General features: G+C 41.6%; 25 protein-coding genes and 1 pseudogene. 8 read left to right on the top strand and 18 right to left on the bottom strand.

Features of this window, described 5'->3' with window-relative positions; genetic code table 11:
* The first annotated feature begins 73 nt into the window (after nt 1-73).
* Entirely contained in the window at nt 74-2,761 is a 2,688-nt protein-coding gene (locus HGG78_RS16020) for a bifunctional acetate--CoA ligase family protein/GNAT family N-acetyltransferase (protein ID WP_172533502.1), read from the top strand.
* 78 nt (nt 2,762-2,839) lie between these two features.
* On the opposite strand, the gene HGG78_RS16015 is transcribed toward HGG78_RS16020, so the two are convergent.
* Complete coding sequence (locus HGG78_RS16015) at nt 2,840-3,727, bottom strand: LysR family transcriptional regulator (RefSeq protein WP_172533501.1); 888 nt, start codon at nt 3,725-3,727, stop codon at nt 2,840-2,842.
* A 285-nt stretch (nt 3,728-4,012) separates the two neighbouring features.
* On the opposite strand from HGG78_RS16015, the gene HGG78_RS16010 reads away from it, so the two are divergent.
* On the top strand, nt 4,013-4,183 hold the full coding sequence (locus HGG78_RS16010; protein ID WP_171822952.1) for a hypothetical protein: 171 nt from the start codon (nt 4,013-4,015) through the stop codon (nt 4,181-4,183).
* A gap of 176 nt (nt 4,184-4,359) precedes the next feature.
* Here the strand turns inward: HGG78_RS16010 and HGG78_RS16005 are convergent, their stop codons facing one another.
* The 3 genes from HGG78_RS16005 to HGG78_RS15995 all read right to left on the bottom strand — a co-directional run bounded on the left by HGG78_RS16005 (nt 4,360) and on the right by HGG78_RS15995 (nt 6,817).
* Nucleotides 4,360-6,048: an SgrR family transcriptional regulator gene (locus HGG78_RS16005; protein ID WP_172533500.1), complete on the bottom strand. Its 1,689-nt coding sequence runs from the start codon at nt 6,046-6,048 to the stop codon at nt 4,360-4,362.
* Nucleotides 6,049-6,130: 82 nt separating this feature from the next.
* Nucleotides 6,131-6,364: a DUF3389 domain-containing protein gene (locus HGG78_RS16000; protein ID WP_053312108.1), complete on the bottom strand. Its 234-nt coding sequence runs from the start codon at nt 6,362-6,364 to the stop codon at nt 6,131-6,133.
* Nucleotides 6,365-6,817 carry a hotdog fold thioesterase gene (locus HGG78_RS15995; protein ID WP_053312109.1) on the bottom strand — a complete coding sequence of 151 codons (453 nt, stop codon included), beginning with the start codon at nt 6,815-6,817 and terminating at the stop codon, nt 6,365-6,367.
* A gap of 205 nt (nt 6,818-7,022) precedes the next feature.
* On the opposite strand from HGG78_RS15995, the gene HGG78_RS15990 reads away from it, so the two are divergent.
* Nucleotides 7,023-7,811 carry a M48 family metallopeptidase gene (locus HGG78_RS15990; protein ID WP_172533499.1) on the top strand — a complete coding sequence of 263 codons (789 nt, stop codon included), beginning with the start codon at nt 7,023-7,025 and terminating at the stop codon, nt 7,809-7,811.
* A gap of 99 nt (nt 7,812-7,910) precedes the next feature.
* Here HGG78_RS15990 and HGG78_RS15985 read toward each other — a convergent pair whose 3' ends face one another.
* Nucleotides 7,911-8,993, bottom strand: a complete 1,083-nt coding sequence (locus HGG78_RS15985; RefSeq protein ID WP_171980395.1) for a site-2 protease family protein — start codon at nt 8,991-8,993, stop codon at nt 7,911-7,913.
* A gap of 203 nt (nt 8,994-9,196) precedes the next feature.
* Between HGG78_RS15985 and HGG78_RS15980 the strand changes: the two genes are divergently transcribed.
* Nucleotides 9,197-9,763 (top strand): PhnA domain-containing protein, encoded by a 567-nt coding sequence (locus HGG78_RS15980; protein WP_172533498.1) that lies wholly within the window; start codon nt 9,197-9,199, stop codon nt 9,761-9,763.
* A gap of 132 nt (nt 9,764-9,895) precedes the next feature.
* Here HGG78_RS15980 and HGG78_RS15975 read toward each other — a convergent pair whose 3' ends face one another.
* The 3 genes from HGG78_RS15975 to HGG78_RS15965 all read right to left on the bottom strand — a co-directional run bounded on the left by HGG78_RS15975 (nt 9,896) and on the right by HGG78_RS15965 (nt 13,681).
* The gene (locus tag HGG78_RS15975) at nt 9,896-10,087 is read right to left on the bottom strand and encodes a hypothetical protein (RefSeq protein ID WP_053312113.1); all 192 of its coding nucleotides are present in this window, start codon (nt 10,085-10,087) and stop codon (nt 9,896-9,898) included.
* A gap of 381 nt (nt 10,088-10,468) precedes the next feature.
* Complete coding sequence (locus tag HGG78_RS15970; RefSeq protein WP_172533497.1) at nt 10,469-11,416, bottom strand: TerC/Alx family metal homeostasis membrane protein; 948 nt, start codon at nt 11,414-11,416, stop codon at nt 10,469-10,471.
* Between the two features lie 522 nt (nt 11,417-11,938).
* Nucleotides 11,939-13,681 carry a bifunctional metallophosphatase/5'-nucleotidase gene (locus HGG78_RS15965; RefSeq protein ID WP_172533496.1) on the bottom strand — a complete coding sequence of 581 codons (1,743 nt, stop codon included), beginning with the start codon at nt 13,679-13,681 and terminating at the stop codon, nt 11,939-11,941.
* Between the two features lie 257 nt (nt 13,682-13,938).
* On the opposite strand from HGG78_RS15965, the gene HGG78_RS15960 reads away from it, so the two are divergent.
* Entirely contained in the window at nt 13,939-15,576 is a 1,638-nt protein-coding gene (locus HGG78_RS15960; RefSeq protein WP_172533495.1) for an ATP-dependent endonuclease, read from the top strand.
* A gap of 165 nt (nt 15,577-15,741) precedes the next feature.
* Here the strand turns inward: HGG78_RS15960 and HGG78_RS15955 are convergent, their stop codons facing one another.
* Together HGG78_RS15955 and HGG78_RS15950 are read right to left on the bottom strand one after the other, a co-directional pair.
* The gene (locus HGG78_RS15955; protein ID WP_168524641.1) at nt 15,742-16,233 is read right to left on the bottom strand and encodes a DUF1097 domain-containing protein; all 492 of its coding nucleotides are present in this window, start codon (nt 16,231-16,233) and stop codon (nt 15,742-15,744) included.
* A 219-nt stretch (nt 16,234-16,452) separates the two neighbouring features.
* A complete protein-coding gene (locus HGG78_RS15950) occupies nt 16,453-17,358 on the bottom strand; it encodes a LysR substrate-binding domain-containing protein (RefSeq protein ID WP_053312118.1) in 906 nt (301 codons plus the stop codon).
* A 250-nt stretch (nt 17,359-17,608) separates the two neighbouring features.
* Between HGG78_RS15950 and focA the strand changes: the two genes are divergently transcribed.
* A complete protein-coding gene (gene focA, locus HGG78_RS15945; RefSeq protein ID WP_053312119.1) occupies nt 17,609-19,060 on the top strand; it encodes a formate transporter FocA in 1,452 nt (483 codons plus the stop codon).
* A 107-nt stretch (nt 19,061-19,167) separates the two neighbouring features.
* Here the strand turns inward: focA and HGG78_RS15940 are convergent, their stop codons facing one another.
* Nucleotides 19,168-20,079 carry a YdcF family protein gene (locus HGG78_RS15940; protein ID WP_172533494.1) on the bottom strand — a complete coding sequence of 304 codons (912 nt, stop codon included), beginning with the start codon at nt 20,077-20,079 and terminating at the stop codon, nt 19,168-19,170.
* A 307-nt stretch (nt 20,080-20,386) separates the two neighbouring features.
* Between HGG78_RS15940 and HGG78_RS15935 the strand changes: the two genes are divergently transcribed.
* Nucleotides 20,387-21,862, top strand: a complete 1,476-nt coding sequence (locus HGG78_RS15935; protein ID WP_172533493.1) for a peptide MFS transporter — start codon at nt 20,387-20,389, stop codon at nt 21,860-21,862.
* A gap of 124 nt (nt 21,863-21,986) precedes the next feature.
* Here the strand turns inward: HGG78_RS15935 and HGG78_RS19310 are convergent.
* The 4 genes and pseudogenes from HGG78_RS19310 to HGG78_RS15920 form a co-directional block, all read right to left on the bottom strand.
* Nucleotides 21,987-22,166: pseudogene (locus HGG78_RS19310) on the bottom strand (hypothetical protein); the annotation flags it as partial.
* On the bottom strand, nt 22,163-22,603 hold the full coding sequence (locus HGG78_RS15930) for a hypothetical protein (protein ID WP_053312122.1): 441 nt from the start codon (nt 22,601-22,603) through the stop codon (nt 22,163-22,165). The pseudogene HGG78_RS19310 and the gene HGG78_RS15930, both read right to left, overlap by 4 nt.
* Nucleotides 22,604-22,759: 156 nt before the next feature.
* The gene (locus HGG78_RS15925) at nt 22,760-23,299 is read right to left on the bottom strand and encodes a histidine phosphatase family protein (RefSeq protein ID WP_172533492.1); all 540 of its coding nucleotides are present in this window, start codon (nt 23,297-23,299) and stop codon (nt 22,760-22,762) included.
* A 156-nt stretch (nt 23,300-23,455) separates the two neighbouring features.
* Nucleotides 23,456-23,875, bottom strand: coding sequence for a hypothetical protein (locus HGG78_RS15920; RefSeq protein WP_053312125.1), 420 nt, complete (start codon nt 23,873-23,875; stop codon nt 23,456-23,458).
* A gap of 314 nt (nt 23,876-24,189) precedes the next feature.
* Here HGG78_RS15920 and HGG78_RS15910 point away from each other — a divergent pair, with 314 nt between their 5' ends.
* Nucleotides 24,190-25,158, top strand: a complete 969-nt coding sequence (locus tag HGG78_RS15910; protein WP_172533490.1) for an IS30-like element ISVa6 family transposase — start codon at nt 24,190-24,192, stop codon at nt 25,156-25,158.
* Nucleotides 25,159-25,195: 37 nt separating this feature from the next.
* Here HGG78_RS15910 and HGG78_RS15905 read toward each other — a convergent pair whose 3' ends face one another.
* The 3 genes from HGG78_RS15905 to HGG78_RS15895 all read right to left on the bottom strand — a co-directional run bounded on the left by HGG78_RS15905 (nt 25,196) and on the right by HGG78_RS15895 (nt 26,632).
* Nucleotides 25,196-25,732 (bottom strand): hypothetical protein, encoded by a 537-nt coding sequence (locus HGG78_RS15905; protein WP_172533489.1) that lies wholly within the window; start codon nt 25,730-25,732, stop codon nt 25,196-25,198.
* A 149-nt stretch (nt 25,733-25,881) separates the two neighbouring features.
* Nucleotides 25,882-26,316: a GNAT family N-acetyltransferase gene (locus tag HGG78_RS15900; RefSeq protein WP_338326146.1), complete on the bottom strand. Its 435-nt coding sequence runs from the start codon at nt 26,314-26,316 to the stop codon at nt 25,882-25,884.
* A gap of 142 nt (nt 26,317-26,458) precedes the next feature.
* A complete protein-coding gene (locus tag HGG78_RS15895; RefSeq protein ID WP_172533488.1) occupies nt 26,459-26,632 on the bottom strand; it encodes an uL18 family ribosomal protein in 174 nt (57 codons plus the stop codon).
* Nucleotides 26,633-26,684 lie beyond the last annotated feature (52 nt).

Raw genomic sequence — 26,684 nt, 5'->3', positions numbered from 1 at the left:
AACGAATATCGCCAACAAGTTCACCATTTGTTGGTTAAGCTAGCAGCAGTTCACTAATGAATGGTGTAGCTACATGAATAATTTAAGCCCATTTTTAAAACCGAAATCAATCGCAGTCATTGGTGCGTCCGTCAGGCCTTTTCGCGCAGGCAACATTGTTATGAAGAATTTGCTGCAAGGTGGATTCGATGGCGCAATCATGCCTGTTACCCCTTATTACCCGTCCGTTTGTGGTGTTTTAGCTTACAAAACCATCGATGCATTACCTATCGTTCCTGACATCGCAATCCTCTGTACCCATGCAACAAGAAACGTAGCCATTTTTAAACAGTTAGCGGCAAAAGGAATTTCATCTGTCATTGTACTTTCGTCTGATATGTACAAACTTGACGATCAGGGTATTGAGATCCAAAAACAGTGCTCAGAAATCGCTAAATCAGCAGCAATTCGTGTGCTCGGCCCCAACAGTTTAGGTTTAATTTTGCCTTGGCTTAATTTCAACGCCTCGTTTTCTCCAGTAACGGCATTGAAAGGCAATATCGCGTTTATTTCTCAATCCGCTGCCGTTTGTACCACCATTTTGGATTGGGCTAACGATAAACAAATTGGATTTTCCGCATTTATTTCATTAGGCAACGCCAGTGACATTGACTTTGCCGATCTACTTGATTGCCTTAGTACAGATAGGCATACCGACGCGATCCTTTTGTATGTTGACACAATAAAAGACGCAAGGCGTTTTATGTCCGCTGCACGAGCGGCTTCACGCAATCGAAGAATACTGGTGCTCAAAGGCGGCCGAACTCTGGCGGGTCGTAAAGCAGCACAAGCTCATACAGGGGGTGATGATACTCTAGACATTATTTATGACTCCGCGATTAAGCGAACTGGTATGCTACGAGTCAATAATACCCATGAATTATTTGCCGCGGTAGAGACTCTTACCCACTCTGTACCACTTAGAGGTGAACGATTGGCCATCATTACAAATGGTGGCGGCCCTGCGATTATGGCGGTGGATACTTTGCTTGAGCGCGGTGGAAAGCTGGCGGAGCTTGAAGAACATATTTTTAAGAAATTGAATCAATGTTTACCTGATAGTTGGTCACATAGTAATCCTATCGATATGGTTGGCGATGCGGATCACACAAGGTACGTCAATACGCTTAATGCACTGCTAGATAGTGATGAAGCCGATGCAATTCTTATCATGCATAGTCCTTCAGCTATTGCGCAATCAGAGCAGACGGCACAAGCCGTTGTTGATGCGATTAGAGCGCATCCAAGGCATAAACATTTCAATATCTTAACCAATTGGTCTGGAGAATTAACAGCTCGTCCTGCTAGACAAATATTCACTCAGGCAGGTATTCCAACTTATCGTACTCCAGAAAGTGCTGTGGTCGCATTCATGCATCTGGTCGAATATAGGCGCAATCAAAAACAGTTGATGGAAACCCCAACTACTGCAGAGCCCGTTCATGTTTCAGAAATCCACACCGCACAACAGTGGATTAATAAGCAGCTTGGCGAGCAATCCACTTTGCATTTAGATACTCATCAAATAGGTACACTGTTTAAGTGCTTTAATTTTGATGTGTTGCCGACATGGATAGCTTCTGATGCGAGTGAAGCAGTCCATATTGCGGAACAAATTGGTTACCCTGTCGCAGTGAAATTGAGATCACCAGATATTGCCCATAAGTCCGATGTTCAGGGCGTGATGCTTAACTTACGCAATAGCCATGAAGTGGCAAACGCCGCTCAAGCAATCTTAGACCGAACGCAGCTCTCCTATCCATCAGCTAATATTCATGGCTTATTGGTTCAAGGAATGGCTAAACTCGCTGGCGGAGAAGAGTTACGTATTAAGGTTAAAACAGATGCGACTTTTGGCCCGGTGATCTTGCTAGGGCAAGGTGGATCAGAATGGGATGAAGCCATTGACGCTGCAGCCGCTTTGCCGCCACTCAATATGACATTAGCCCGTTATTTGATTGTAAGGGCAATTCGTGGAGGCAAAATTAGGCTACAAAAATTACCAGAACCGATGAATGTTAATGGCTTGTCTGAATTTCTGGTGCGAATTTCGCAAATGATAATAGATTGTCCACAAATTCACGAGCTGGATATACATCCAGTGCTTGCTAATGGAAGCCAATTTACGATCCTTGATGCTGATTTAATATTAAAACCATTTCAAGGTGATGGACACAGTAGGCTGGCGATTCGTCCTTATCCAAGTGAACTTGAGGAACAGGTGACGCTACGAGACAATTCTGTTGTGATGTTACGGCCTATCTTGCCGGAAGATGAACCACAGCACGCAGAGTTTATTCATAACGTCTCGAAAGAAGATTTATACAAGCGCTTTTTCTCTGATGTTGGCGAGTTCAACCACGAGGCATTAGCCAACTTTACCCAAATTGATTACGACAGAGAGATGGCTTTTGTTGCCGTTGACAATAATGATGGTGAAGGCAAGATTATTGGGGTTTCTCGAGCACTAATTAACCCAGAAAATACCGATGCTGAATTTGCTATTTTGATCCGCTCCGATCTTAAAGGAAACGGCTTAGGAAAAATTTTGCTGCAAAAAGTCATCGATTACTGTCGTTTAAAAGGTACTGTACAAATATCAGGGATGACCATGCCGACAAACCGAGGAATGCTGACGCTTGCTCAAAAATTGGGCTTTGAAGTCGACATTCATTTTGAAGATGGCACAGCTGACATGGTGTTAGTATTAAATAAGGTCTGAGTCACAAGGGAAGATCGACCTTGATCTTCCCGCTTTCATTTGATCATTTACTCACAAGCTGAGAAATAAGCGCTCCGCTTAGCCTAACGACCAGTTTTTCTTAAGGTACTGTACGCACCACGATTTGGCCTCACCCATTTTATTTCGACGCCACGCCATAATAATTTCAACCGGAGATTCTGGAGAACCATCTATGATTTTTAGTTTGCCTTCCGCTATTAGAGGTAAAGCTATTTGCTTCGGTAGTGTTCCTATTCCTAACCCGTTGATCAGTGCTTCACATTTGGCACTAAAATTTGTCACCGTTAGTCTTGGTTGTTTCTGCAAAATATTAACGCTCATCGCTGGTTGCTCACGAGCGGTATCAGCAATTGCTATAACTCGATATTTTTCGCGTGCTACTTCATCAAATGCCCCGTTTCGTTTATGGACATAGTGCGAACTTGCAGCTACCCAAATCATCGACATAGAACCAATCGTTTCGGCTTTAACGTCTTGTGGCAAAGTTTCTATTCTTGGGCAAATCAGTAGATCAGAGCGACCTGCTGACAAAGATTCCCAGCAACCCGCTAAAATTTCTTCTTGAAGCCGTACCCTAGTTTTACTTACGTTACCTAAAGCTTCCACCATAGGAAAGAAATTATTGATCGGTATGATCCCATCAAAGGCAACCGTCAGATCTAACTCCCAGCCATTGGCAAGTAGTGTCGCGTCATTAACTAATTTTTCTGTAGCAGCAAGAATGGCACGCCCTCGTTCTAAAATAAGCAATCCAGACTCGGTAAATGCAGCTTTGTGTCCTGAGCGATCAAAGATCATGATATCTAAATCTTGCTCAAGTTTTTGTATTTGATAACTGAGCGATGAAGGTGCTCGGTTGAGTTCATTTGCCGCAGCTGCAAAGCTGCCACGCCTATCAATAGCATCTAGAATATGAAGTGCTTCTAAAGTAATTGGACTTTGCAAAATAAGTCACCCTTCCATGAAATCAGCAATTAGTTGTACCTTTGCAACTTGAATCGCAACTTCAAGTTGTTTGGCTATATACCCTTCCTACTTGAAGTTGCAGCAGTGTTGGCTACGTTTGCTCACCCCAATCACATAGTTTATCTATGCTCATGGGGATTCACTCACTTGCCGCCTACCTGCAACTCCAAATAGTTTGGCTATAGCTGCTAGAAGTATGCCCTATTTGCTTACGTAGTGGTATTCATCGCGTTGAATAAAAGTGAAAAACTATATGGGTAAGGGATGAGCGAAAATGATACTTCAGAGAAAAGATATAAAAAAGCCAGCTTTACACTGGCTTTAGACAAATTCATTCAAAAAATGGGATTAAAAGTAAAAATGAATTGTTTATTTATTGTCGGCCATCTCTTTTTTAACCATTACAGCAGCTGCAACGATAAAAGCGATGATTAACCCAAGTTCCATACATAACCTCAATAAAAATGTAAATTTACGGAATAAAATAAGGACAAACAAAGTCTAGCATCTTTACAAGATTAAGATAGTATTTAACCAATTTATTACCTTTTTATCGACTCAGATCAAAAAATGGATGGACATCGCAAAATCATCACTTTCATCGTCTTAAATTACCACTCAGGTTTCACCCAAACATTACTAAAATCAAACCAACCTAATGCGTTACATTTTGCGTTTTGTAGAGAACCACACTGATCTTTGCTGATACCTAACCAACAGTGGAACATTGGGATCACTTGATATTTCTCAACTAATGACTTACCAATCTCTTTCGCAGGGAAAGCGGCGTGTTTATCTGCGCGCCATAAATCAACCAACCCCGCCCAGTAAGAAAAATCCTCTGCACGACTTAAATGTTCTATATCACTATAATCCAACAACCATCCTGCAAGTGCATCCTCTCGATGATTGGCAATGCCCATCGGCTTTACCCAGATATCAACCAAACTTGTGTCTTCAACAGTTAAGTCATATTTGATCAACTCTACGTTAATCCCATCATCTTTGAGTAGTTGCTGTATGGTTTTAACCAAGCTAGGAAACATAGGGTGATGGGCATGGTACGCGACGGTAATTGAACGTTCATAGGGTGGTTTTACGGAAGTATCACTTGAGGTTTGGTGATACCAACCCGGTTTCAATCCGTACGCTGGCAGCACACCCAGCTCGACAACCTTCTCTTCTGGTAATTGTCGAAATAAGTTTAATGTACTGAGCTTATTGGTTAAGTAGTTTGCCCATCCATCATCCGCAGCGACCCCATTTTTCCTATTTAACAGTAAATAAGTACAGCCGGGGTCTAGGTCTACGTCCTCCGTAAAAGAACCACGCTTAGTTTTAATTGGGTGCGATAGACTTGGAAAGACCATCGATGAATACGCTTCATCAATGACCCACACTTCGACTCTATCTAACAATGGACGAAAGCCAAAGTAACCGTCGAAGGCTTGTAATACTAGGCGCTTTTCGTCATTAAGCACCACTTTATACGGTCCAGTTCCAACAGGCATTAAGTCAAAATTTTCACTACGATTTGATTCAGCCAGTAACACTTTGGCGCAAGACTCCGCAAGCAGCAGAGGGAGACGGCTATCCGGTTTCTGTAAAAAGATGTCTATCACCCAATTTGAAGGCGAATCAATACGTTCTAAATGAGAAAACAGGTTCAGAAATCTTAATTCCCAAAGACTTTTCACAACGCATTCTGTGGTCAGTAAATCGCCATTATGGAACCTAACCCCTGGGCGTAGATAAAAACGCCAATGCGTTGCAGAAATGGCTTCCCACGTATGCGCAAGGTCGGGTTGTAATTGCTCATTTTCATCAAGCTGGGTTAAGCCGCTGAAGATTTGCATCGCGATGTGCTGCTCTGAACGACGCATCGGCTTTAAAGGATTGAGCATCGAAAGTGGTCGATAGTACGGTAGACGTACCACTTGCAGCCCTTCTTGATGCTGAACCCCCAAGTAACTTTGAATAACTTGGGTCAGTTTTGCTGCATCTTGATCCAAAACAGAGAAGGCTTGACCTATTTTACCTTCATCCAGATACCGGCGAGCAAGGTTCTCACTAACATCGCTGCGGCTACGTTTGAATTTCAGGTCAGACAATTTTCCGCGACCAGCCGCGGGGTGCCATTCGATCCAGCCCTGCTCTTCCATTTTGTTCAGAACAATACGGGCGTTACGACGTGTGCAGAATAGAATATCGGTAATGTCTTCTAATTGAACACCAACATCTTGGCCATTAAAGTGTTCAAATAATGATTCGAATTGAACTCGAAGTCGCGGGCTACTCATATAAAGAGGAAATCTCAGTTTTTATAAAACTGAGATAGTTTCCTCATTTTGTGTTTACGATGCAAGGGGCTCAAAGCATTCTTTAAGCGATATCACATCCTAGCTGTTGAGACAGTTGCTTAATTTGCTGCTCATTATCTAATTTAATGGACCACTTAGCCTCTGAACAATTGACTGAAACCACATTGGCTCCTTGGCCAATAAGTTGAATGGCGTCCGTTTGTGCTTGCAGTATCACTTTGTGATCACCGTTCAAACGAACCACCAGCTCATGCGCCGTGGCAATAAGTTTTCCACCTGAAAAATCAATCACCATTTAACGGTCTACCTTTTCTGTTTTGGTCGCATGACGCACTTTCTTTACGGCTATAGTTAAACGGCTACTACAAACCAAGCGTTCACGTTCATCAGTAATATTGATTTGCCACACTTGTGTGGAAACACCTAAATGAATTGGCGTTGCCGTACCGATAACATGGCCTTCTCTCATCGCTCTAATATGATTGGCATTGATATCCAATCCGACACAGTAGTGGTCTTGATCGACACAAAAATTTGCCGCCAATGAACCTAATGTTTCCGCGAGCACAACCGAAGCTCCACCGTGCAACATACCAAGCGGCTGATGAGTAAAATGACAAACGGGCATCGTCGCAGATAAAGAATTGTCGGTGTAATCGCTATAAATAATATTGAGATGCTCTATCAATGTGTTTTTAGAGGTCGCGTTCAAGGTTTCTAGATCGATCGGCTTCTTCCAAATGGCCATGTGTCTATCTCATCTATTTTTTAAAGACGTTCATTTTATACCTAAAACCAAGAAAAAAGCATTCGACACTTAGATGAAGAGCGTTAAATAAATTTGCACAATATAAAAACTGCCGACTTACAAACTAGTTTCTCGATGATATGATTCTTTTAAAATGTAATGAGTTGTGAGATGAGTAATCGTTCATCTAAAAGGAAACTATTTTATGGGAAACAGCCTCAAAATTTCAGTGCTATTAAGCTGCATGGCACTTGCTGCTTGTAGTTCTTCGCCCACTGGTCGAAATCAGTTAATCCTATTTTCTGATCAAGATATGAGCAGCTTAGGTGATCAATCTTTTGAACAAATGAAGAAAGAGATCCCGATCAATAATGATGCTAAAACCAATGCTTATGTTCAGTGTGTCGCGAAAACGGTGACAGATTATGTCCCTAAGCAACCAAGTTTTGACAGCTGGGAAGTCGTGGTATTTGAAAGTGATCAGGTCAATGCATTTGCACTGCCTGGTGGGAAAATTGGTGTCTATACAGGTTTACTCAAGGTAGCAACTAATCAAGATCAGTTGGCTACGGTGATTGGCCACGAAGTCGCGCACGTTTTAGCCAACCACAGTAACGAGCGTTTGTCTCAGTCTCAAATTGCAAATGCAGGGTTACAAATTACGCAGGTAGCGATTGGTGCTTCGGAGTATGCCCAGTATAAGGAGGCAACAATGGCTGCGCTGGGCGTTGGCGTGCAATATGGCGTCATTTTACCTTATGGGCGTACACAAGAATCAGAAGCCGATATTGTAGGACTTGAGCTGATGGCAAAAGCAGGTTTTAACCCTAAAGAGAGTGTTTCTTTATGGCAAAATATGGCAAAAGCATCAGGTGGAAGCCAGCCTCCTGAATTGCTATCAACCCACCCTTCGCATAGTACGCGAATCCATGATTTAGAAGAGAAGATTAAAACCTTACCAGCTTCGTCAACTACGCGTCCTAAATGTGGGTAATGCTATTAATCACAATAAATGTTCGAAATTATTGATGTAAAAAAGGAGCACTGCATGCTCCTTTCTTTGCTTCTGAAGGTGTTTATTTTTTATAACAGCTTAAGTACCAAGAATGAGCAGAGGGAGTTGCAGCATTGCATCGCCCGTGTTGGCAAAACTCCAGATAATGGTCGTTAGCGAAACCACTAGCCCGATATACCACAGCGCAGAAAATATCTGCCCATAGCGATTCAATGGTAGCAAATGGCTCTGATGCCGTTGTCGCCATTCCATGACAATTTCTAGCGTTCCCATTGCCAGCAAAAAACCAAATAAAGTCAATCCAAGTGAATAACTTAACACAACACCGCCCACAGCAGCTAAGGCACACAAGGCAATACCGAGTTTGCTGTTCATTGAAAAGCTAACGCTTTTTAAAATGTGTCCACCATCCAGAGGAAGAATTGGTAACAGGTTGAACAAATTCAGAAACGCATTAAAAACCGCCAATCCTGCAAAAAACATCTCGCCAGTCACCCAATAACATACAACTAAAATGAGTGAGAGAATTAAGCCAAAAAATGGCCCCATGATTGATATAACGACATCTTGCCAGCGAGTGTTGATCTTATCATCACTCAGTGCAAGGCCACCTAAAAATGGGATTAGATAAATACCTTTGGTTTTCATGCCAAAATACTTCATGGCACGAATATGTCCGTATTCGTGAAACATCAAGCAGGCGATCAGCGCAAGCGCAAATTGAAACGAAAAGAGCCACGAGTAAGCAGCTAAACTGGCTGATGCAAAGACTACTTTAATTAACTTGGCACTTTTTAAAGCTTTCATCCCTAACGAAACTAGCCCAATCAAACTAAATCGTTTTTCTACTTTCGGTGCACTATAAGGAGTTTGAGTCTCTATATCTTTCTCAACACGCTCACCCTGCGTGACAATGTCACCATTAACGGAAGCTTGGTAGTGTAAAGAAAATGGCTGCCAAGTCAGTTCCACCTTTAATTCACAATGGTTTAGTGTTTCGCCATTGAGCAACTGAAATTGATGGATAGTTGTCGGGCCAGCTTCACTTGAAGCATCACATTGAGCGACCAAATGATTATCCCAAAACAGTTGTTGCCAACCTGACAATGATCCCTCAAGGCGCAGAGATTTTCCTAAAAATGGCGTTGCTAGCAGTTCCAAACCGATACCTAACTATGAATATAAAAACTACGCGCATTATGCCTTTGAGCAATAACAGCGTAAAGCACGAAACAAAACTACTGACTATTGATGACATATTCAGTGCTATTCCCTTCAAAAAGAGCGCTTTTCAGTAATACCCCTTTTATTTCTAGGCGCAAAGTGGATAATACGTGCCTACATATTTTTACAAGGTGGGTACTATGTCTACTGAAGCAACTTTACTTGAACGCTGCCAATCAAAATGTGAGCTTTGTTCATCAGAATCTCCATTATCACCATTTGTGGTAGCGCCACATACTATGGTTACTGTTGACCATGCTGTTATGCTGTGTGATACCTGTAAAGGTCAGATTGAGAACCCAGAAACAGTAGATGTGAACCACTGGCGTTGTCTTAATGACAGCATGTGGAGCCAAGAGCAGCCGGTTCAAGTGATGGCTTGGCGTCAACTCAAGCAACTTGCCGTCACTGAAGGTTGGGCTCAAGACCTACTTGACATGATGTATCTTGAAGAAGAAACAGCAAAATGGGCTGAAATTGGCATGGATGATGATGCCGAAAAACCGCGTGATGTAAACAGTGTTGAACTACAAAAAGGTGACGACGTAACGATCATTAAAGACTTACCAATCAAAGGTTCTAGTCAGGTGATCAAGCAAGGTACCGTGGTTCGTGGTATTAGCTTAGGTGATGACCCGAAACTGATTTCAGGTAAAGCTAACGGTCAATCGATGTACATCATTGCAGAATATTGCCGTAAGAAATAATTGCAGATAACAACAAAGCGTAACGACAACTTTAGCGCTTACGCTTTTCTTTTTTCTGCCAATGAGCTATCGCTATATACGAAAAAGCCGTCTCTTTCAGGGACGGCTTTTTTAATTCTAATAAATAGCTAATTAACGGTACAAACCGATATCTTTTTGCATGTGACCAGACAAGTCATTCTCGTAGTAACTACGAGGGGCGCTGCTGTCGACAAAAAGTATATCAACTAAATGTTTGATCAATCCTTTGAAGTTAACCGTGTAGGTTTTTTTGTCCATAGAGGTAGGTGCAGTGATAGTACCCAGATTCATTGCTTGTGCCATGATAGCCTCTCTTTATATTCGGTAACTTACTTTGTTGAAATGAATTCTAGGTGATATTTTTCTGGTTAAAAAATGACAAAATTTCGAATTTCAGATTAGTTATTCTAATGAAACAACACATTAACAGTGGCTATTTTTTATATTCATTATTTTTGGTTTTATATGCGAAATGGCGTCATTTTCGTGAATTTTAATCTTAATTCTTGACGCCACTCATCGATATTCACAAGTCGTTTACACTTGTCTTTTTATCTCTTTTTGTCGTAGTTAAACTAAAATAACGGCAGGCCTTCACAGTGGGTGAAGTGTGTACAGAGAGCATGACATATCCAAGCAACTGTATATTGCAAGTAATGGTAATTACTCTCTCACGCCTTACATCTATTTTTGTATTAACAACGGTGAATGCTTCTGCTTATAAATTGAAGCAATAATGGCAACCGACATAGTGATAAGCAAAACACTCAGAGAAACTTGTGTCGGTATTTCCCACTCTGAGCCAACCAATGTCATCTTAATACCAATAAACACCATGATGAATGACAGCGCAGGTTTGAGATAAGTAAACTTGTCCATCATTCCTTGGAGAACAAAATACAATGAACGCAGGCCGAGTAGTGCAAAAACATTCGCGGCTAGCACCAAAAAAGGTTCTCGTGTCACGGCAAAAATGGCAGGTATTGAGTCCAAAGCAAACATCACATCCATAAATGCAAGCACCCCAATAACAATCAGCATCGGAGTCACAAGCCACTGTGTATCGCGTTTAACAATCAACGCGTTACCTTCATAACTGTCGGTGACTTTAAACCAGCGTCGAATGAATTTCTCCGGCATTGGGTTTAGCTGCTCATCGCCTTTTTCACGCGCAAGTTGTATCCCGGTCCACATAAGAAATAATGCGAACACATATAGCAACCAGTGATATTGCTCTAGTAACTGAGCACCGACAATGATCATTACTGCTCTTAGAATAAGCGCCCCAATCACTCCCCATAGTAATGCGCGAGGACGAAGATGTTCTGGTACGGCGTATTGGTGAAAAACAATCGCAAAAACAAACAAGTTATCAACACTGAGTGATTTCTCTAGCAAATAACCTGTGATGAATGAAATCATTGCCTTATTAGCAGAATAGGTACTGGTTGGAGCGTAAAGATCCCAATAAAAATAGATAGTTGCTGCAAACACAAAGGCTAATATAAACCACACAGCACTCCAGATAGCCGCTTTAGTGATTGATACTCGACCACTACGGGTTTGCCAAATATCAACGGAGATAAGTAGTATAGTGAGTAAACCGAAACAAACGTAGATTACTGGGGTCATGATATGTGCGTCCTCCAAAGTACGGAAGGTTCACAAGGCTATCGCGCTGTTCGAAACCTTCCGCAGACAAGTAACCACTGCTCATAATGAACAGTGTTGTATGCGTTGGTCTCGTCGAAGTTGTCGTTTTTCTGTTTTACAAAAAAAACACTAACTTATACTTACCGGATAAGCGAATGCTTAACGAGATGACGATAAGTAAACATAAGGCGACTACTCCCCAATCGGCATAGATTTTAGGCTTGTCATCGTACAACGTCCATAGATTAGATCAAAAAAAGGAGCAATATATTGCTCCTTAATAATTTCAAAGATCTTCAACGGAACTCACGTCTAAACACCTGCAAATGGCAGTAAGTAAACTAATGCTGACCAAATGCCAACCCAAGCAACAACGATGACGGTGTCAGCCCAATCTCTACTCCACATAGTTCTCCCCTTAGCATCTTCACGCACCTTCAAAGGTTGAAGATGCTCTAAGACTAATAACTACTGAGCAAACTCTATGCCATAACAGTAATGCTACACAGTACTGTTATGTCTTCGCGACGATTCAAGAGTATTTAACGTCTCTGGGTGGGCGGTAAGCAGTTCAATAAATGCATCGGCCATTGAAACATTCGAAACAATGCCTTCACCTTGCATTTGCAGTAATGCATCGTAACCTTCTTTACCTTTCATCGTATAGGCAGAAGAAGAACCACAATAATATCTTTCAGAATCAATCAGTTGCCAACCTAATTTCTCATCAAACAGTTTTACATCAGTCACTCTGTTTCCAATTGGCCAGTCGTGATGATAGACAAATGATAAATTATGCGTGTATGGATAACTGCCTGATCCAGTGCCGTTAACGCCATTGCCTAATGCGTTATTTATTGCACCTTCGACAACTTGCGCAATCACTTTTCCTTGAATGTGATACACACCGATAGGAACGGCAAATGGCAGCAAGTTTCCGGCAATATCGGCAATAGAGACCTTGCCTGCATTGAGTGAATTGCGTACTCCACCAGCATTATGGATTGCAAACTGCACTGGATGTCCACGCTCTTTCATCGCATACACAAAGGATTTTGCTATCAGTGGAGCCAGTTCACTTGCTCCCATTTCATCAGGGATACGAACATGCCTTAGCGAGCGATCAGCATGAGCAATGATATTCTGTTGTAATTGGCGCACTCTTGGCATGTATTTATCGATCAAGATACCTTGGACCAGAGGGTCTTTCTTACACACCACAACATTGGGATGATTGTTGAGAAACTCGCAGGCGCTTAGATGACTTTCATCCGTTCCGGCTTCATTCATGCTCGCATCTAAAAATAAACGGCGGCCAAGTAATAGCTCATTTCCTCCGCAAAACCCAACGACTTTTCCTTCAGTAGAGAAATCCACTTGGCAATGTCCCAAGCTTAATGCGTAGTATCCAGCTTGTACGACATAGGTATCATTAATTCTTAAGCCATAATCATCGTCTTTCTTTAAGCCTAATGCACTAAAATCACCTTGTAAGCGATGACTATGCCCGCCAACGATAATACCAATACCATCAACCTGCTGTGCCAGTTCAATATCAGCTTCATAACCCAAGTGACTGAGCAAAATGATTTTATTGATGCCTTTACGGTGCAGTTGCTTAATTGTGTTTCTCGCTGTTTCAATGGCATTGGCAAAAGGCGTGTCTGGATCAGGGTTAGCAATATCGCTCATTTTATCGAGTGATAAACCGAAGATAGCGATAGTTTCCTCACCTGCTTGTTTTTCTATCCATTGTGCATACTGGCCTTGAGAATCGTAGCTGATGACTTGTGGACTTGATGCTATAGGGTAAGGTTTGTCTTTTCTTTCATTAGATAAATCCCAGTTGCCCGCAAGTAATGGAAATTGAATTCGCTCAACGAAATGCGCAACCGGCTCGTTGCCCATATCCAGTTCATGATTACCCAAAGCCATGGCATCAATATGAAGCGCATTAAGCATGTCGGCGTTGGCTTTTCCTTTGAATAAGGAAAAATACAAAGTACCTTGAAAACAATCTCCTGCATGCAAAAACAGAAATTGGCGCTTCATGCGCGCGGCATCATCTTTCAATTGAGCCACTCTAGTCGCTATCCGAGCAAAGCCGCCCGCACTAACATAGGGAGTCAACGTCTGTTGTTTTATATTCAATGAAAGCTGTAACGACGTAGGTTCAAAATATGAGTGAGTGTCATTTATATGTGCCAGCATAATTGATGCTGGTCTGTTTTTTTTATGCATCATTTATCTATCTCTTCTTTTTCCACTCCATCCTAGCCTACAAATCATGACAGAATCGTGACTTTTATGAAACGGCTTTGAAAACTAATTTACGCAAAGCGTGTTGCATCACCTTTCCCCAACATTATTTCTGCTTGTAGAACTCACATAAACATTTGATATGTGAGCCAACAAGCTACTTATCTCAAAAATTTAAATTATGCTTGATAAAAAGAAGCTGAACATACAGTAAGTCTTTGAGTTATAAAAGGAGTCAGCCTATGCATTTAGAGCGAATTGAAATTTCTGGATTCAGAGGAATTAAACGTTTATCGCTCTCTTTTGATGAACTCACCACCTTAATAGGTGAAAACACGTGGGGTAAGTCCTCATTACTAGACGCATTATCTGTCGTTTTACCCGCCAACGGCATGCCTTATCAATTTGAAATGCAAGACTTTCATGTCGACTACTCTATTGCCCACCAGCAAACCCAACACTTACAAATTATTTTGAGTTTTGTTTCAACCGAAAAAAATGAATCTCGATCAGGGCGTTATCGTAAATTAAGACCACTTTGGGTTGATGATGAAAACGGTGACAAGCGTATTTTTTATCGGATAAGTGGCACACTGGATCGTCACCAAGTTACTACTCAATATCTTTTTTTAGATATTGAGGGCAATCCGCTCCCTCTGCATCATTCAGAAAAACTCGCCCAAGAATTGATGAGCCTTCATCCTGTGATCCGCCTAAAAGATTCAAGACGTTTTGAACGCCCATTCATTAACGGCAATGGAAAAAATGCACGGGTAGAAAAACGTATCGATAATACCTGTCGTCGCTTACTTGCGATTCCTGGGCATGTCAATAAAGGTGAGATGAAAAGCAGCCTTAATTCGATGAATATTTTGGTCAATCATTATTTTTCATTCAAAAGTCAAACTCGCAAAAATCCGAGGCAACAACGTGATAGTTTAGTTTACTCAAGCCCTAAAACAGACAAGAACATAAGTCAGGTTGTTGAAGAAACAAAAAACAAACAAACTCGTCTTTTATTGATGGGGCTGCTCAATGCCTACCTTCAAGCCAAAGGGCCAACAGACTTAAGACGCTGTGCTCGACCTTTGCTCATTTTGGAAGATCCCGAAGGTCGCTTGCATCCAACTCATTTAGCACGCGCTTGGAGTTTACTCGAACTGCTTCCAATGCAAAAAATACTCACCACCAACAGTGGTGAGCTGCTGGGTTCGGTACCTTTACACTCTATTCGCCGTTTGGTGAGAACTTCTGATCGCACCACTGTAACATCAATGCCTTCACGAGGTTTAAACCAAGATGAACTACGTAGAATTGGATTTCATATACGTTTTCATCGTTCTGGAGCCTTGTTTGCTCGTTGCTGGTTATTAGTTGAAGGCGAAACGGAAGTATGGCTATTCAGTGAACTAGCACGTCAATGTGGCTACAACTTAGCCGCTGAGGGTGTTCAAATTATAGAATTTGCTCAGTCAGGCTTGAAATCGTTAATTAAAGTGGCTAAAGCCTTTGGAATTGATTGGCATGTGGTCACAGATGGAGACCCTGCCGGCAAAAAATATTCGGCAACTGTTCGTGGAATGCTATCTGGTGATCAGGAAAGACATCGTCTGACAGAATTACCTGACCGAGATATTGAGCATTTCCTCTATTCTCATGGGTTTGAAAACTTTTTCAAAGATATGATCAAAATTCCGTACGACCACCCTATTCCAGCGAAAAAAGTGGTCACGCGTGTATTGAAGAAACACGCGAAGCCAGACTTAGCTTTAGCTATTGTTTCCCACTGTGAACTACAAGGTATTGAATGTATTCCCGTACTTTTACGTTGGGCATTAAAGCGTGTCATTACGATGGCTAACGGCAATACTCAGTTCTAAAAAAAGGCACACATTGCTGTGTGCCTTGTACCATATTCATTCGGCATTATATAGGGACAATAAATACCGAAGACTAATATCAACAATTTTGATGAATCGATACAAATCAATCGGGGGTAGCCTTTTCTTAAACCAACGCCACACAATACCTTATAGGGAAAACCATTAAGACTGTGTTTCGGCAACGGCTTTGTCATTAAGAGCCGGCTGTTTTGATCGCTGATGTAACCACATTCCACTTGCCTTCATTGCGTAACCGAATACACCGCCCAAAATAAGAGAAGGAACCACGACTTGCCAGTCACCGCCTGCGGCAAATGTTGCACAAGAACCAATAAATGTACCGGGGATGTAACTTAGCCATGTTTTGGAAGCTTGAATGCACATTAAAAATGCCACTATAGCAGTGATAACATAACCCAAAATATCTAGGCTAACTGAACTTGATGTATGAATAATCACCATTGCCCAAAATACACCACTGATATTGGTCATCAAACTTACTGCTAACCCTTTTATCCCATCCGTTGGAGAGGCGAAATAGCTAGTGCAGCCAAGAAAACCAGCCCACGAAAGCAGCCCTAATGAAACGGCAATCCAACCCCAAACACCGGAAAGAATTCCAGTGGTCAATGAAATGGCAAATAATGTACTCATAGCACCCTCATTTGAGCCGAACAAACCGCACGAGATTAAAATAAAGTGCAGTATTGCGATGGCATCAGTGAATCAAGTGGGCATACTAGAGTATAACCAATCAATATCTAGTGACTTTCATCACATAAATATTGCAATAGATTTATATTTCTCATCAAAAAATAGACGCAAACGGTAAATCAACAGATTTAGGAAATATGTTCTTTGTAAGAAGTGAACTTAAAGGACACTTGGTTTACCTTTCATCATTCTTAACCCTTCACGTTTAATACATTCAACCAAAGGGTTTTCAGCCATATCGGCACGCCAAATAAAAGAAAGCGTTCTTTCCATATTTAATTCAGGCACATTGAGAGCAACTAAGTTCCCAGCATTGATAAAGCGTTCAACATCTAGATACGGTAAGCATGTCAAATAAGGACCATTAGCAACCATACTACGTAATACAGGAACGTGTTCGTATTCCCGCCATACGTCTAAATCTGCAATGAGTTTGTGAATGGTACTATCAAATACTTTTCTCGTGCCGGATCCATGCTCTCGAAGTACCCACTTTGCTTGCTCAAGTTGCGCAAGACTCACCGTTTCACGCTTCGCAAACGGGTGATGTGCTGATGCAACTACGGTCAGGTGATCTCGACACCATACATCTTGGTGAATTCGATTATCGTCACAACGGCCTTCAATGACACCAAGGTCATATTTGTAATCAAGTATGCCATCTATCACCCCTTTCGTACTTTGTACTCCTAGGTCAATTCGCATCTCTGGAAAGTCGTTATCAAGAATACTGATGAGGTCTGGGACTAAGTGTTCGGCTGGCGTCTGACTGGCCCCTAAACGTATTTCACCACTAAGAAGATGTTGCTCATAAAACCCCATTTCTATTTGCTGAGCATCTTGTAATAAACGCTTTGCTTTGGGTCTCAACCACATCCCCCAATGGGTCAATGCCATTTGCTTTCCCTGCCTTTCAAACAAAGGTCGCCCTAACATTTTTTCCAGTTGTGCAAGCGACATACTGGTCGCTGATTGTGTTAGCGCTAGTTTGTCTGCAGCTTGGCTGACGCTACCACTATCGGCAACTGCGTCAAATACTGCTAATTGTTTGAGTGAATACCGCACTGCTAATCCTATTTAGTTTCATTTTCTTCTGCGTATTTAACCTTAGTTTTTAAGGTGATATATGCGCAAGCGGTTTCATTTTACACCTTCATTTATGCATATCAAATTATTTGATGATGATTTTAAAAATTATCAATTTTACCACTACATACTCAACTGGTTAGTCTGTTTAGGAAGCAAGGCATGATGCGTTGTTTTTACTCTTACATTAACTAGGAGGTAAATATGAAAATGAGTTTTGGGAGACACTATGTCAGCGGCCTACTCTGAAAATAAACAACTGTTCTCACCTGTTGAGATGATGGCTGAAGCGGAAAAATTCGCTTTAAGTAAAGCTAAGAAATCCAGCGGTATGACTTTAAGCTTGGCTATTATGGCTGGCGCATTTATTGGCTTAGCCTTTTTGTTTTACATTACGGTCACAACGGGTAGTGCCAATGCTGGTTGGGGATTAAGTCGATTAGCTGGTGGTTTGGCCTTCAGTATGGGTCTTATCTTAATTGTGATTTGCGGCGGTGAACTATTCACAAGTTCCGTGTTATCGAGCATTTCTTGGGCAAACAAGCAAATCAGCTTCGGCAAAATGTTGTCTATTTGGGGCAAAGTTTACGTCGGCAACTTCATTGGTGCCATGCTATTACTGGTTTTAGTTACTGGTGCTGGCCTTTATCAAATGGATGGTGGGCAATGGGGACTAAATGCGCTCAATATTGCACAGCACAAGTTGCATCACACCACAATTCAAGCATTTTCATTAGGGATTCTCTGTAACTTATTGGTTTGTCTTGCAATTTGGCTCACTTTTAGCTCTGCCAATGCCATGACAAAAGCAGCGATGACCATCATGCCTGTCGCGATGTTCGTATCCAGTGGATTTGAACACTGTGTCGCTAACATGTTTATGGTGCCTTTAGGTATTGTGATTCAAAACTTTGCTCCAGACAGTTTCTGGCAACAAATTGGTGTGAATGCAAGTCACTATGCCGATCTCAACATCTATCACTTTATTACCGCAAATCTAATCCCTGTAACGTTAGGCAATATCGTTGGCGGAGCGGTGCTGGTTGGTTTAGCCAACTGGAGTATTTTCCGACGTCCGCAACTCAAAGCTGCCAACATCCAATCTATTACAAAAACTGCAACAATCACGTCAGTTAAGGAAACTAAAATGAACAAAACGACAATGGTCCAAGACATCATGAATACCCAACCAATCACTCTGGGCGTTGAAATGCCAACGGCTGTTGCGGTTGATATGCTTTTAGATAACCAGCTTGATAGTGCTCCAGTTGTCGATGTGGAAGGTCGCTTAGTAGGATTTTTCTCCGCTCATGATGTGATGGTCGACTTATGGTGCCAAGATTACATTCCAACAGCAGACCAAAAAGTGGTTGATTTGATGAGTCGTGACGTTGTGGCTATCGATGCTTCTGACCGTCTAATCGATATTGCAGAATTCTTATGTATTGATAAAGAGCAGCTATACCCAACGACAAGCATGGGTATTGCTACTCGCTTTAGCTCACTATCACTAGAGGAGCGCGCAAAAAGCATGAAAGTCAGCAAGCCGCAAAACCTGCCCGTTCTAGACAATGGTAAATTTGTCGGAATGCTGACTCGTAATCACGTACTTCAAGCATTACGCCCTATTTATGGTGAACGCTTAACGGTTGTGGAAGAACGCTCTTTAGAAATCGCTTAGCCCTCAATTTTGGTCAGGAAATAAGTCGCTTGACTAAAAGCAAAAAGACCCCGCTTGCGGGGTCTATCTATTGGTAGTAGGTCGTAACGAATAGTAGTTTGTAGTAGCTAGCGCCACCATCGCCCTGCATGTGATTGCTCGGGATCAAACCAACGATTTAATAGCGCTAAGTGAGTGTCAAAAATGATTAAATATGGCTCAATCATCTGTGGTGATTGCTCGCAATGCGTGGCCTCAATACACTCTCTGAGTAGCTCTATACTCGATACCAAAAAAGACCACTTCTCGCTTTGTTGGATAAGTGCATTCATACGATTTAGCGCAGAATTCCCAATACGGTATGGTTCATACCTTACTGACTCTAAATCTCTCGTAAAAGAATGCCTTACAACACCTTCAAGATAAACACGATACGTTGTCAGTTCATCGCATAGTAGAAACAATTGAGCTTCTAAATGCTGATAGGGATATTGAGCAACAAAGTGTCGGCTGATGTCGTAGTCGACCAATACAGTTAGGCCTGACTGCTCACAGCGTTTTTTTAGAGTTCCAAGAAGACCTTGTTCATCCATCAACTGTTGTATTTCAAAAATACGCTGGAGGTGATAATCACTAGAGATAAAGGTAACGTGTAATTGATTACCGGCTTGCAGTTGACCAGTTTTTAGCAATTCAATCGCTAAATTTTCAATATTTTCCACTGTATTGGTTGAAGACTCTTCTAACAAAATATGGTTGCGATTCAATAAATTCGACAAACCACCACGTTGATTTGAACATTCATCGACTTGGCTCACCAAATAGCGATACATCGCCGACGCTTCTGACACCGTTTGTCCTTTGGTTACTCCACCACAGAATGCAAGCACGCTATTATCTATTTCATTACACCGTAACGCCATCACCAATCTATCAATACGACTTTGCCCCTCTAAAGTGAGTTGGTCCGCGGCAAGGCGCTTACCCAACACCACATAAATTTTCTTTGTATTGTTGCTACTCGTATCTTCTGGGTTCATTTTCTACCTAAAAAGTTAAATAACTAAAATGACCAAAACCATCTTATGCCCTTCTTATTCAAAGCTGAAAGTTGCCAATCATCTCAGGGATACATTGAAAACAAGCTAATCAATAATTTTACTCATGCGTGACAACACTCAAAGAAAACGTTTGCCTTGATTATACATTAGCGAAACATGATTTATACATTAGAAAAACTCGTGCATAAAGTGACATTTCTGCGATAATCGCGCCAAATTATAAACGCCTGACAGTGATAAAATAATCAGGAATAAATCCTTAATATCACTATATATCGAGATAATTATGTGGAATAAACTCAATAAATCAATGATGTTTTGCCAAATGATGTTTGGCTTGTCGTTTTACGGTGTGATGGTAATCCTCACGCGTTTTTTCCTAGAAGATCTAGGTTATAACGAAGCGGATACCATGATGGTTGTCGGTGCGTTTTCATCGATTGGCCCTTTGTTTGCTATTGCTGGTGGATTTATCGCAGATAAATTCCTTGGTGCATATCGCTCATTAACTATTGCCTATGGTGCATTTGCAACGGGTTATGTGCTATTGGTTCTAGGTGCTTCTGCGACCAATGTCCCAATGGCTTTAGCTGGTATTGCACTTGCGAGTTACGCTCGTGGTTTGATGTCTCCTTCGTACCCCAGTTTGTATAAACGCACTTTTAAATCGCAAGAAGACTTCGAAAACTGCTACCCAATCAACTACTCAGTCAATAATGTTGGGGCACTACTTGGTCAATACCTATTTCCAATGTTTGTTTTAGCTATCGGTTTTAACGGTAGCTTTATGCTTTCTGCTATTTTGGCAGCGTGCGCATTTGCAACACTAATTATTTTCAATAAACCATTGGTTGGTGTAGCCGCTGAAATTGACCAAAATAAGGTTAGCAAAAAGAACTGGTTGGCTTTCTTAGTGCTTTCTTGCGCGATGGTGGGACTGGTATTTTTCATGTTCTCTAATATGGATATCGGCCAAAACATCGTCTATGCGATCGGTGCAGCCGCTATTTTATATTTCATAACATTAATGCTAAAAGCACAAAAATCAGACGCGCTGAAGATGGGAGCCATCCTTATCATGACGCTGCTCACTACTTGTTTCTTTGTTTACTACGGTCAAATGATGACTTCCATGACCATGGTAACAATCAACACAATGCGTGGTGACTTGTTTGGCTTAATCCCAATAGCGCCGGAAGCATCAATGGCGATGAACCCACTATGGTGTATCGTGGCGGGACCAGTGATTGCGATGACATTCTCATCACTTGAAAAACGTGGCGTTAACTTTTCTACCGCAACGAAAATCGGCTTCGCATTTATTTTTACTGCCATTGCCTTTGGTATTCTAACCATGGCAGTCATGAGTGTCGGCGCAGATGTCGTTATCCGTCCTGAAGTGTTCTTAGTGATCCACTTCTTCCAAGCGTTTGCAGAAGTGATTGTCGGTAGCCTAGTGGTTGCGTTTATCCTTTCGGTCGCGCCTAAACATATCGAAAACTTCTCTGTTAGCTTATTTTCAGTTGCGATGGCCTTAAGTGGCATTGTCGGGGCCGTTTTCTCGACCTCAATAGCATTAGAAAAAGGCCAAGTCATTACCCAACAAATTGTACAAACCGTTTATGGCGATTACTTTAAATTGCTGACCATACTTGCTGTTGTAATGGTTGTGGTAGCGCTGATTGCTTCATTTATTATTAAAAAAATGCTCGAGGCGGCTCAGTCAAACCAGGCTAATGATCTTGTTGAAGCGAAAAGCTAGATTCATTAACACGTTTCAAAAATATCCTCCGGCATAGCCGGAGGTTTTTCATCTGCGCCCTAGTAGGTGCATCGCGATCTGACATTTGCATATAACTATTACTTACGCCCCATAAACGGGCTATCTTAATATGGGAGCGACAAGGGCTAGCAACGACTTCACGGTAGCTTAAATAATCAAGTTCAGGAGGGGCACGCCTTGATTCTGGGAACATTTCTAAACGTTCCACTTTATCGAAAACAGACTGAATCAAAAGCTTCGTGCTGGCTAACGACGAGCGTTGGGAATCCCTCGTTAACCTTATTTTTTGAGCTTCACAACTTCACCACTCAATGCAACTCCAGCCATCACGGCTCCAGCACCACATTGAAAAGTATCGTTGCTTGAAGTGAGGTTATTTTTGTAATTTGATTTGATATTGACCACCGCATTTCCACCCTCTTTTATCGCTCTGTTTTTAAGAGCAATCATGGCAGAAAGAAAAACCCAATTGCACGCTTCTTCATCTGTTTTATTGAAAGCGTTCGTTTTTTTGTTGGTTTTAAATTCACCTAATTCTTTGAGAACTTTGCCGTAACTCTGCTCGCCAAAGTAAAATGAAACTTCAGAGCCTAATTTAGATTTAGCTACTTCAGAGCTCATTGCTTTTGTAATCGAATAATTACCCACATCATCTCTAGCAAAAGTGTTTGATGAGAAGAAAACCAGTGATGAAAGAGCTAAAATTGTTAATTTTTTCATTGTGATAAATTCCAAAATAATTTGATTGTGACTAGAGCATGACGCTGCATTAGAGGGTTAACAACGCACTGGCCAAGTCGCCGCATTGCACCATAAAACACTTTATTCAACGCATAGTAAAACTGCCACGCGTTAAGAATCCATTTGAATTGTTTGTTAGCCCAATTTTTCCAACGTTAGCGAACGATAACTTCCACAACCAATGCCATTATCTTGATAACCAGCCAAACTTTCGAAGACATTGAAATGAGATACTACTATTACCTTAGAATAATGCGTGTATCTAGATAGCACATTTTCTGCGCGGTTTTTAAGTTCGCCCCAAGACTCATACGGTATATGGTTAGCCTCCATATTATGTTTCAGTGAGATGCGATACTCATGCCAACGGCGATCTCTTTCTGAAAGATCTACATAACCACCACCCAAGTCTGCTCGCCACTCTCGTAGGTCATGTTCAACAAAGAGTTCTAAGCCTAGTTCTCGGTTAATAATTTCGGCTGTTTGCAACGCTCTTGTATACGGTGAAGATATGATTACTTCGGCTTTTTCGAGTTGAATTTCTTGAGCAACAGCGTGCAATTCATGTATGTAGTCCCTATTTAAAGGGGCATAATCTTTTTCTAGTTGGGTCATTTTTCGCTCGTCAGATAACGAGTAGTCAGGCACCCCATGCCTTACAAATACAATTTCCATTCGTCTCTAAATCTCCATTTTGACTGCATTGGGCTAACGCCCAATTAAGTGGTGAACAACGCACAGGCCAAGTCGCTGCATTGCACCGTAAAACACTTTACCTGACGCATAGTAAAACTGCCAAGCGTTGGGAATCCCTCTTAAATTGTTTGTATGTTAGTACTTTTTCACCTCTGCTCTCAATAAAACAATGTGAACAACCGAGATTGCAGCGATAATAAGTGGAATAAATACCGAAACGAGTGATAGCAAAATGTATACTTGAGACATCATTAGCTTTTCCCCCACACTGCCACTATGCGACCAACCTGCTAAATGACCATCTGCAAAAAGCCCAAAAGAACCATAATAGTAAATTGGATACATTAACGCTGACTCTTTCCAATAACCTTTCTGCAAGTACCTAATTGAAACTCCAGAAAGCAGGAATGCTAGTAAGCCACCAAACACTATAAACATAAAGTCTGAAGGATATTTGAACGCCGTCCCCAAAAAGCTCCCTTTTGAAACTAAACCCGCGATAATCATTCCCAGAATGAACGTGATCATAGCATTGGTTAACCTTAACTCTTTCATATTGTCCTCCGCTCAAACAGTATGAAAGAGTCTCTGAAGGAAAATGTATGAAAAAGATTCAAACTCGACTCATATCGCTTTTTTAATGGTGAGAACATAACGCCCTATTAAGGTGTGAGCAACGCGATACCAAAGCCGCCGCATACCACCTTAACCACTAAACTTAACGCACAGTAAAAATGCCACGCGTTAGGAATCACTCTTAAATTGCTTGTTATGAGGCTTGGATTCAAGTACGAAGTGCGACACCCCTGAACATAAAAACAGTAAGGCGCGATAATCATGAAGTTTGCTCCCGCCAAGAAGTAAAAAACATGAAATACACGCACCTTACTGAGATTGAAAGGTATATGATTTCTGCACTCAGAAAGCAAGGAATTAGTACCGCTAAAATAGCTAAACAACTAGGTCGTCACAAAGCCACTATATATCGAGAAATTGAACGCAATTCCCGATACAACAGACACTTTAAAAGGTACTCCTATCAGGCGTGGAGAGCCCAACAAATGGCTCGCAACCGGCTGAGCCGCTCGCGCAGAAATAAGCGTTACAGCGAAATCGACTTCAGGTTACCTGAAGCCTTGCTACGACTGGATTGGAGCCCTGACCAAATCGTCGGATACCTAAGGGTAAGAGGCTATCCAACAATGAGTCACGAGCTCATTTATCAGCATATTTGGAACGACAAAACTCTCGGTGGAACACTATGGAAACACCTACGCCAATCCACTAAGAAAAGGCGTAAAAGGTATAACTCAAAAGACAGCCGAGGTCGGCTGGCAGCAAAGCGCCATATTACCGAAAGACCTGCAAAAGCTGAGCATCGAAAAGAGCCTGGTCATTGGGAAATTGATACCGTCGTTGGCCGCGGAACCAAGCACTGTATCGTGACTTTAGTCGACAGAATGACTGGCTACACTTTTATTGGGCAAATGGACGATAGAACAAGCGAGTCGCTCAACGTAAGAATGAGCAAAATCATGATCCGCTCTGACTTACCTTTTAAGACGATAACTGCGGATAACGGCACTGAGTTTCATGGTTATGCACAACTAGAAAAACATCATAACTGTCTGTTTTACTTTGCAAACCCTTACCACTCATGGGAACGAGGTACAAATGAAAACACCAACGGCTTGATACGACAATACTTACCAAAACGAACTTCTATGCCACACGTGACACAAAAGATCTGCAATGAAATTGCACACAAATTAAATACGCGCCCACGCAAAAGACTTGGGTATAGGACACCAACGGAGTATATTCATGCGCATCTGTAAAAAGTGTCGCACTTCAAACTTGATACTAAGACTACTATTACGCATTGCTTCTTGGCTTACAGTACATCTCTGGTATTGTGCCAAGTGGGTCACTGAGCCCAATAAGCAATCTAAGATCAGTTTTACCATTGTCGATTAAAAATTCAGGTGAAATAGGGAGGCTTTTAAAATCCTCAATAGCAGCCCAGAGTAACTCCTCGGCTTCTACTGCAAAATCAGTTTCAATTTCTAAGTCATCAGATGCAGCAAGTTGTTTCCCTTTACCTGCGTGCTTCAATGAATTGTAAGCTTGCTTATTAAACCTCATTGCACCGCTAAATACGTCCTGTCGCTCTTTCCGGCTAAGTTCACGACCTAAGCGATATTCACGTATTCTTATAACATTCTCAGCTGATTTTTCATGAGCTGTTTGTTTCTTGTTTTCAGAAAGCAATGGATTGGTAATACCTATAGATGCACCAGCTAGTAGTATTGATTGAATGTAATCTAAGTCATTTTTTGCCGTCTTAAATTTATTGATTGCTTCTTCCAACATATCTGCTGCAATTAGTCGTTTATCATACTTTTGTTGCATATAACCTCCTTGTAGTTATAACGCCCGGCTAAGGGGTTGACAACGCACCGCGAACTTAAAAAAACATACTGTAAACACTGAGCTTCAATTTTGTACTAAAGTCGCCACGCGTTGGCAATCCCTCTTGAGCCGTTTGTTATAAGCTGCCACTAAACGTTTGGATTACTTGAGTTATTAAACGAATACATGCGTATTTCATCCCTCGGAAACCAGCCTAACTTTTCGTAAAAATTTTGCGCATTAACATTATTGCTATAAACAAATAAATGCGTCTTTGAAACACCAATCGAAGTCAAAGCATCAACTGATTTTTCAACCAAAGCTTTACCTATTTTTTGGCCTCGAAATTCTGATGAAACAGCCAAATGTTGCAGATACCCTCTGCGACCATCGGTCCCAACGAGTACCACACCAATAACTTTATTGCCGCTTAACGCAACAAAACTTAGCCCAGAGTTTCGGTTAAGGTAACTTTCAATGCTTTGTTTAGAATCAGCATCTCTTAATGACAAGCTTTCCGTCTGGCACCACAGATCAATCACTGAATCGTAATCGGAAATATCCATTTCTCGAATTGTAATCACTAAAGCCTCCAAAGCTTATAACGCCCAATTAAGGGGTGAGCAACGCTACCACCCAACCTAAAGCATTGTACCGTAAACACTAAATTTGAAGTAGAAGCAAAAATGCCAAGCGTTGGGAATCCCTCTTAAATTGCTTGTTAGTTTACATGTCATCATTAAACCCAGAAAGCAAAACAGTTAAACATTGACAGCCTATCACCTGACCGTGGTAAGCTTTGCTACCACGGTCAGGTGATAGGCGCGTTAACTTTTTCTGAATGTGTTGCTCGGCTATACAATAAAGCACTTCTACTGTATGATCAGAGAAAGTATACATAATTTGCTTTAAGCACCTTGCTCTGGTAGTGTGGTGCTACGCACCACACTAC

The sequence above is a fragment of the Vibrio aestuarianus genome (genome assembly GCF_012395185.1).
In the GTDB taxonomy this organism is placed as follows: domain Bacteria; phylum Pseudomonadota; class Gammaproteobacteria; order Enterobacterales; family Vibrionaceae; genus Vibrio; species Vibrio aestuarianus.
Note: the sequence above shows the minus strand (reverse complement) of the source record. Positions and strands in the feature narration are given on the sequence as shown.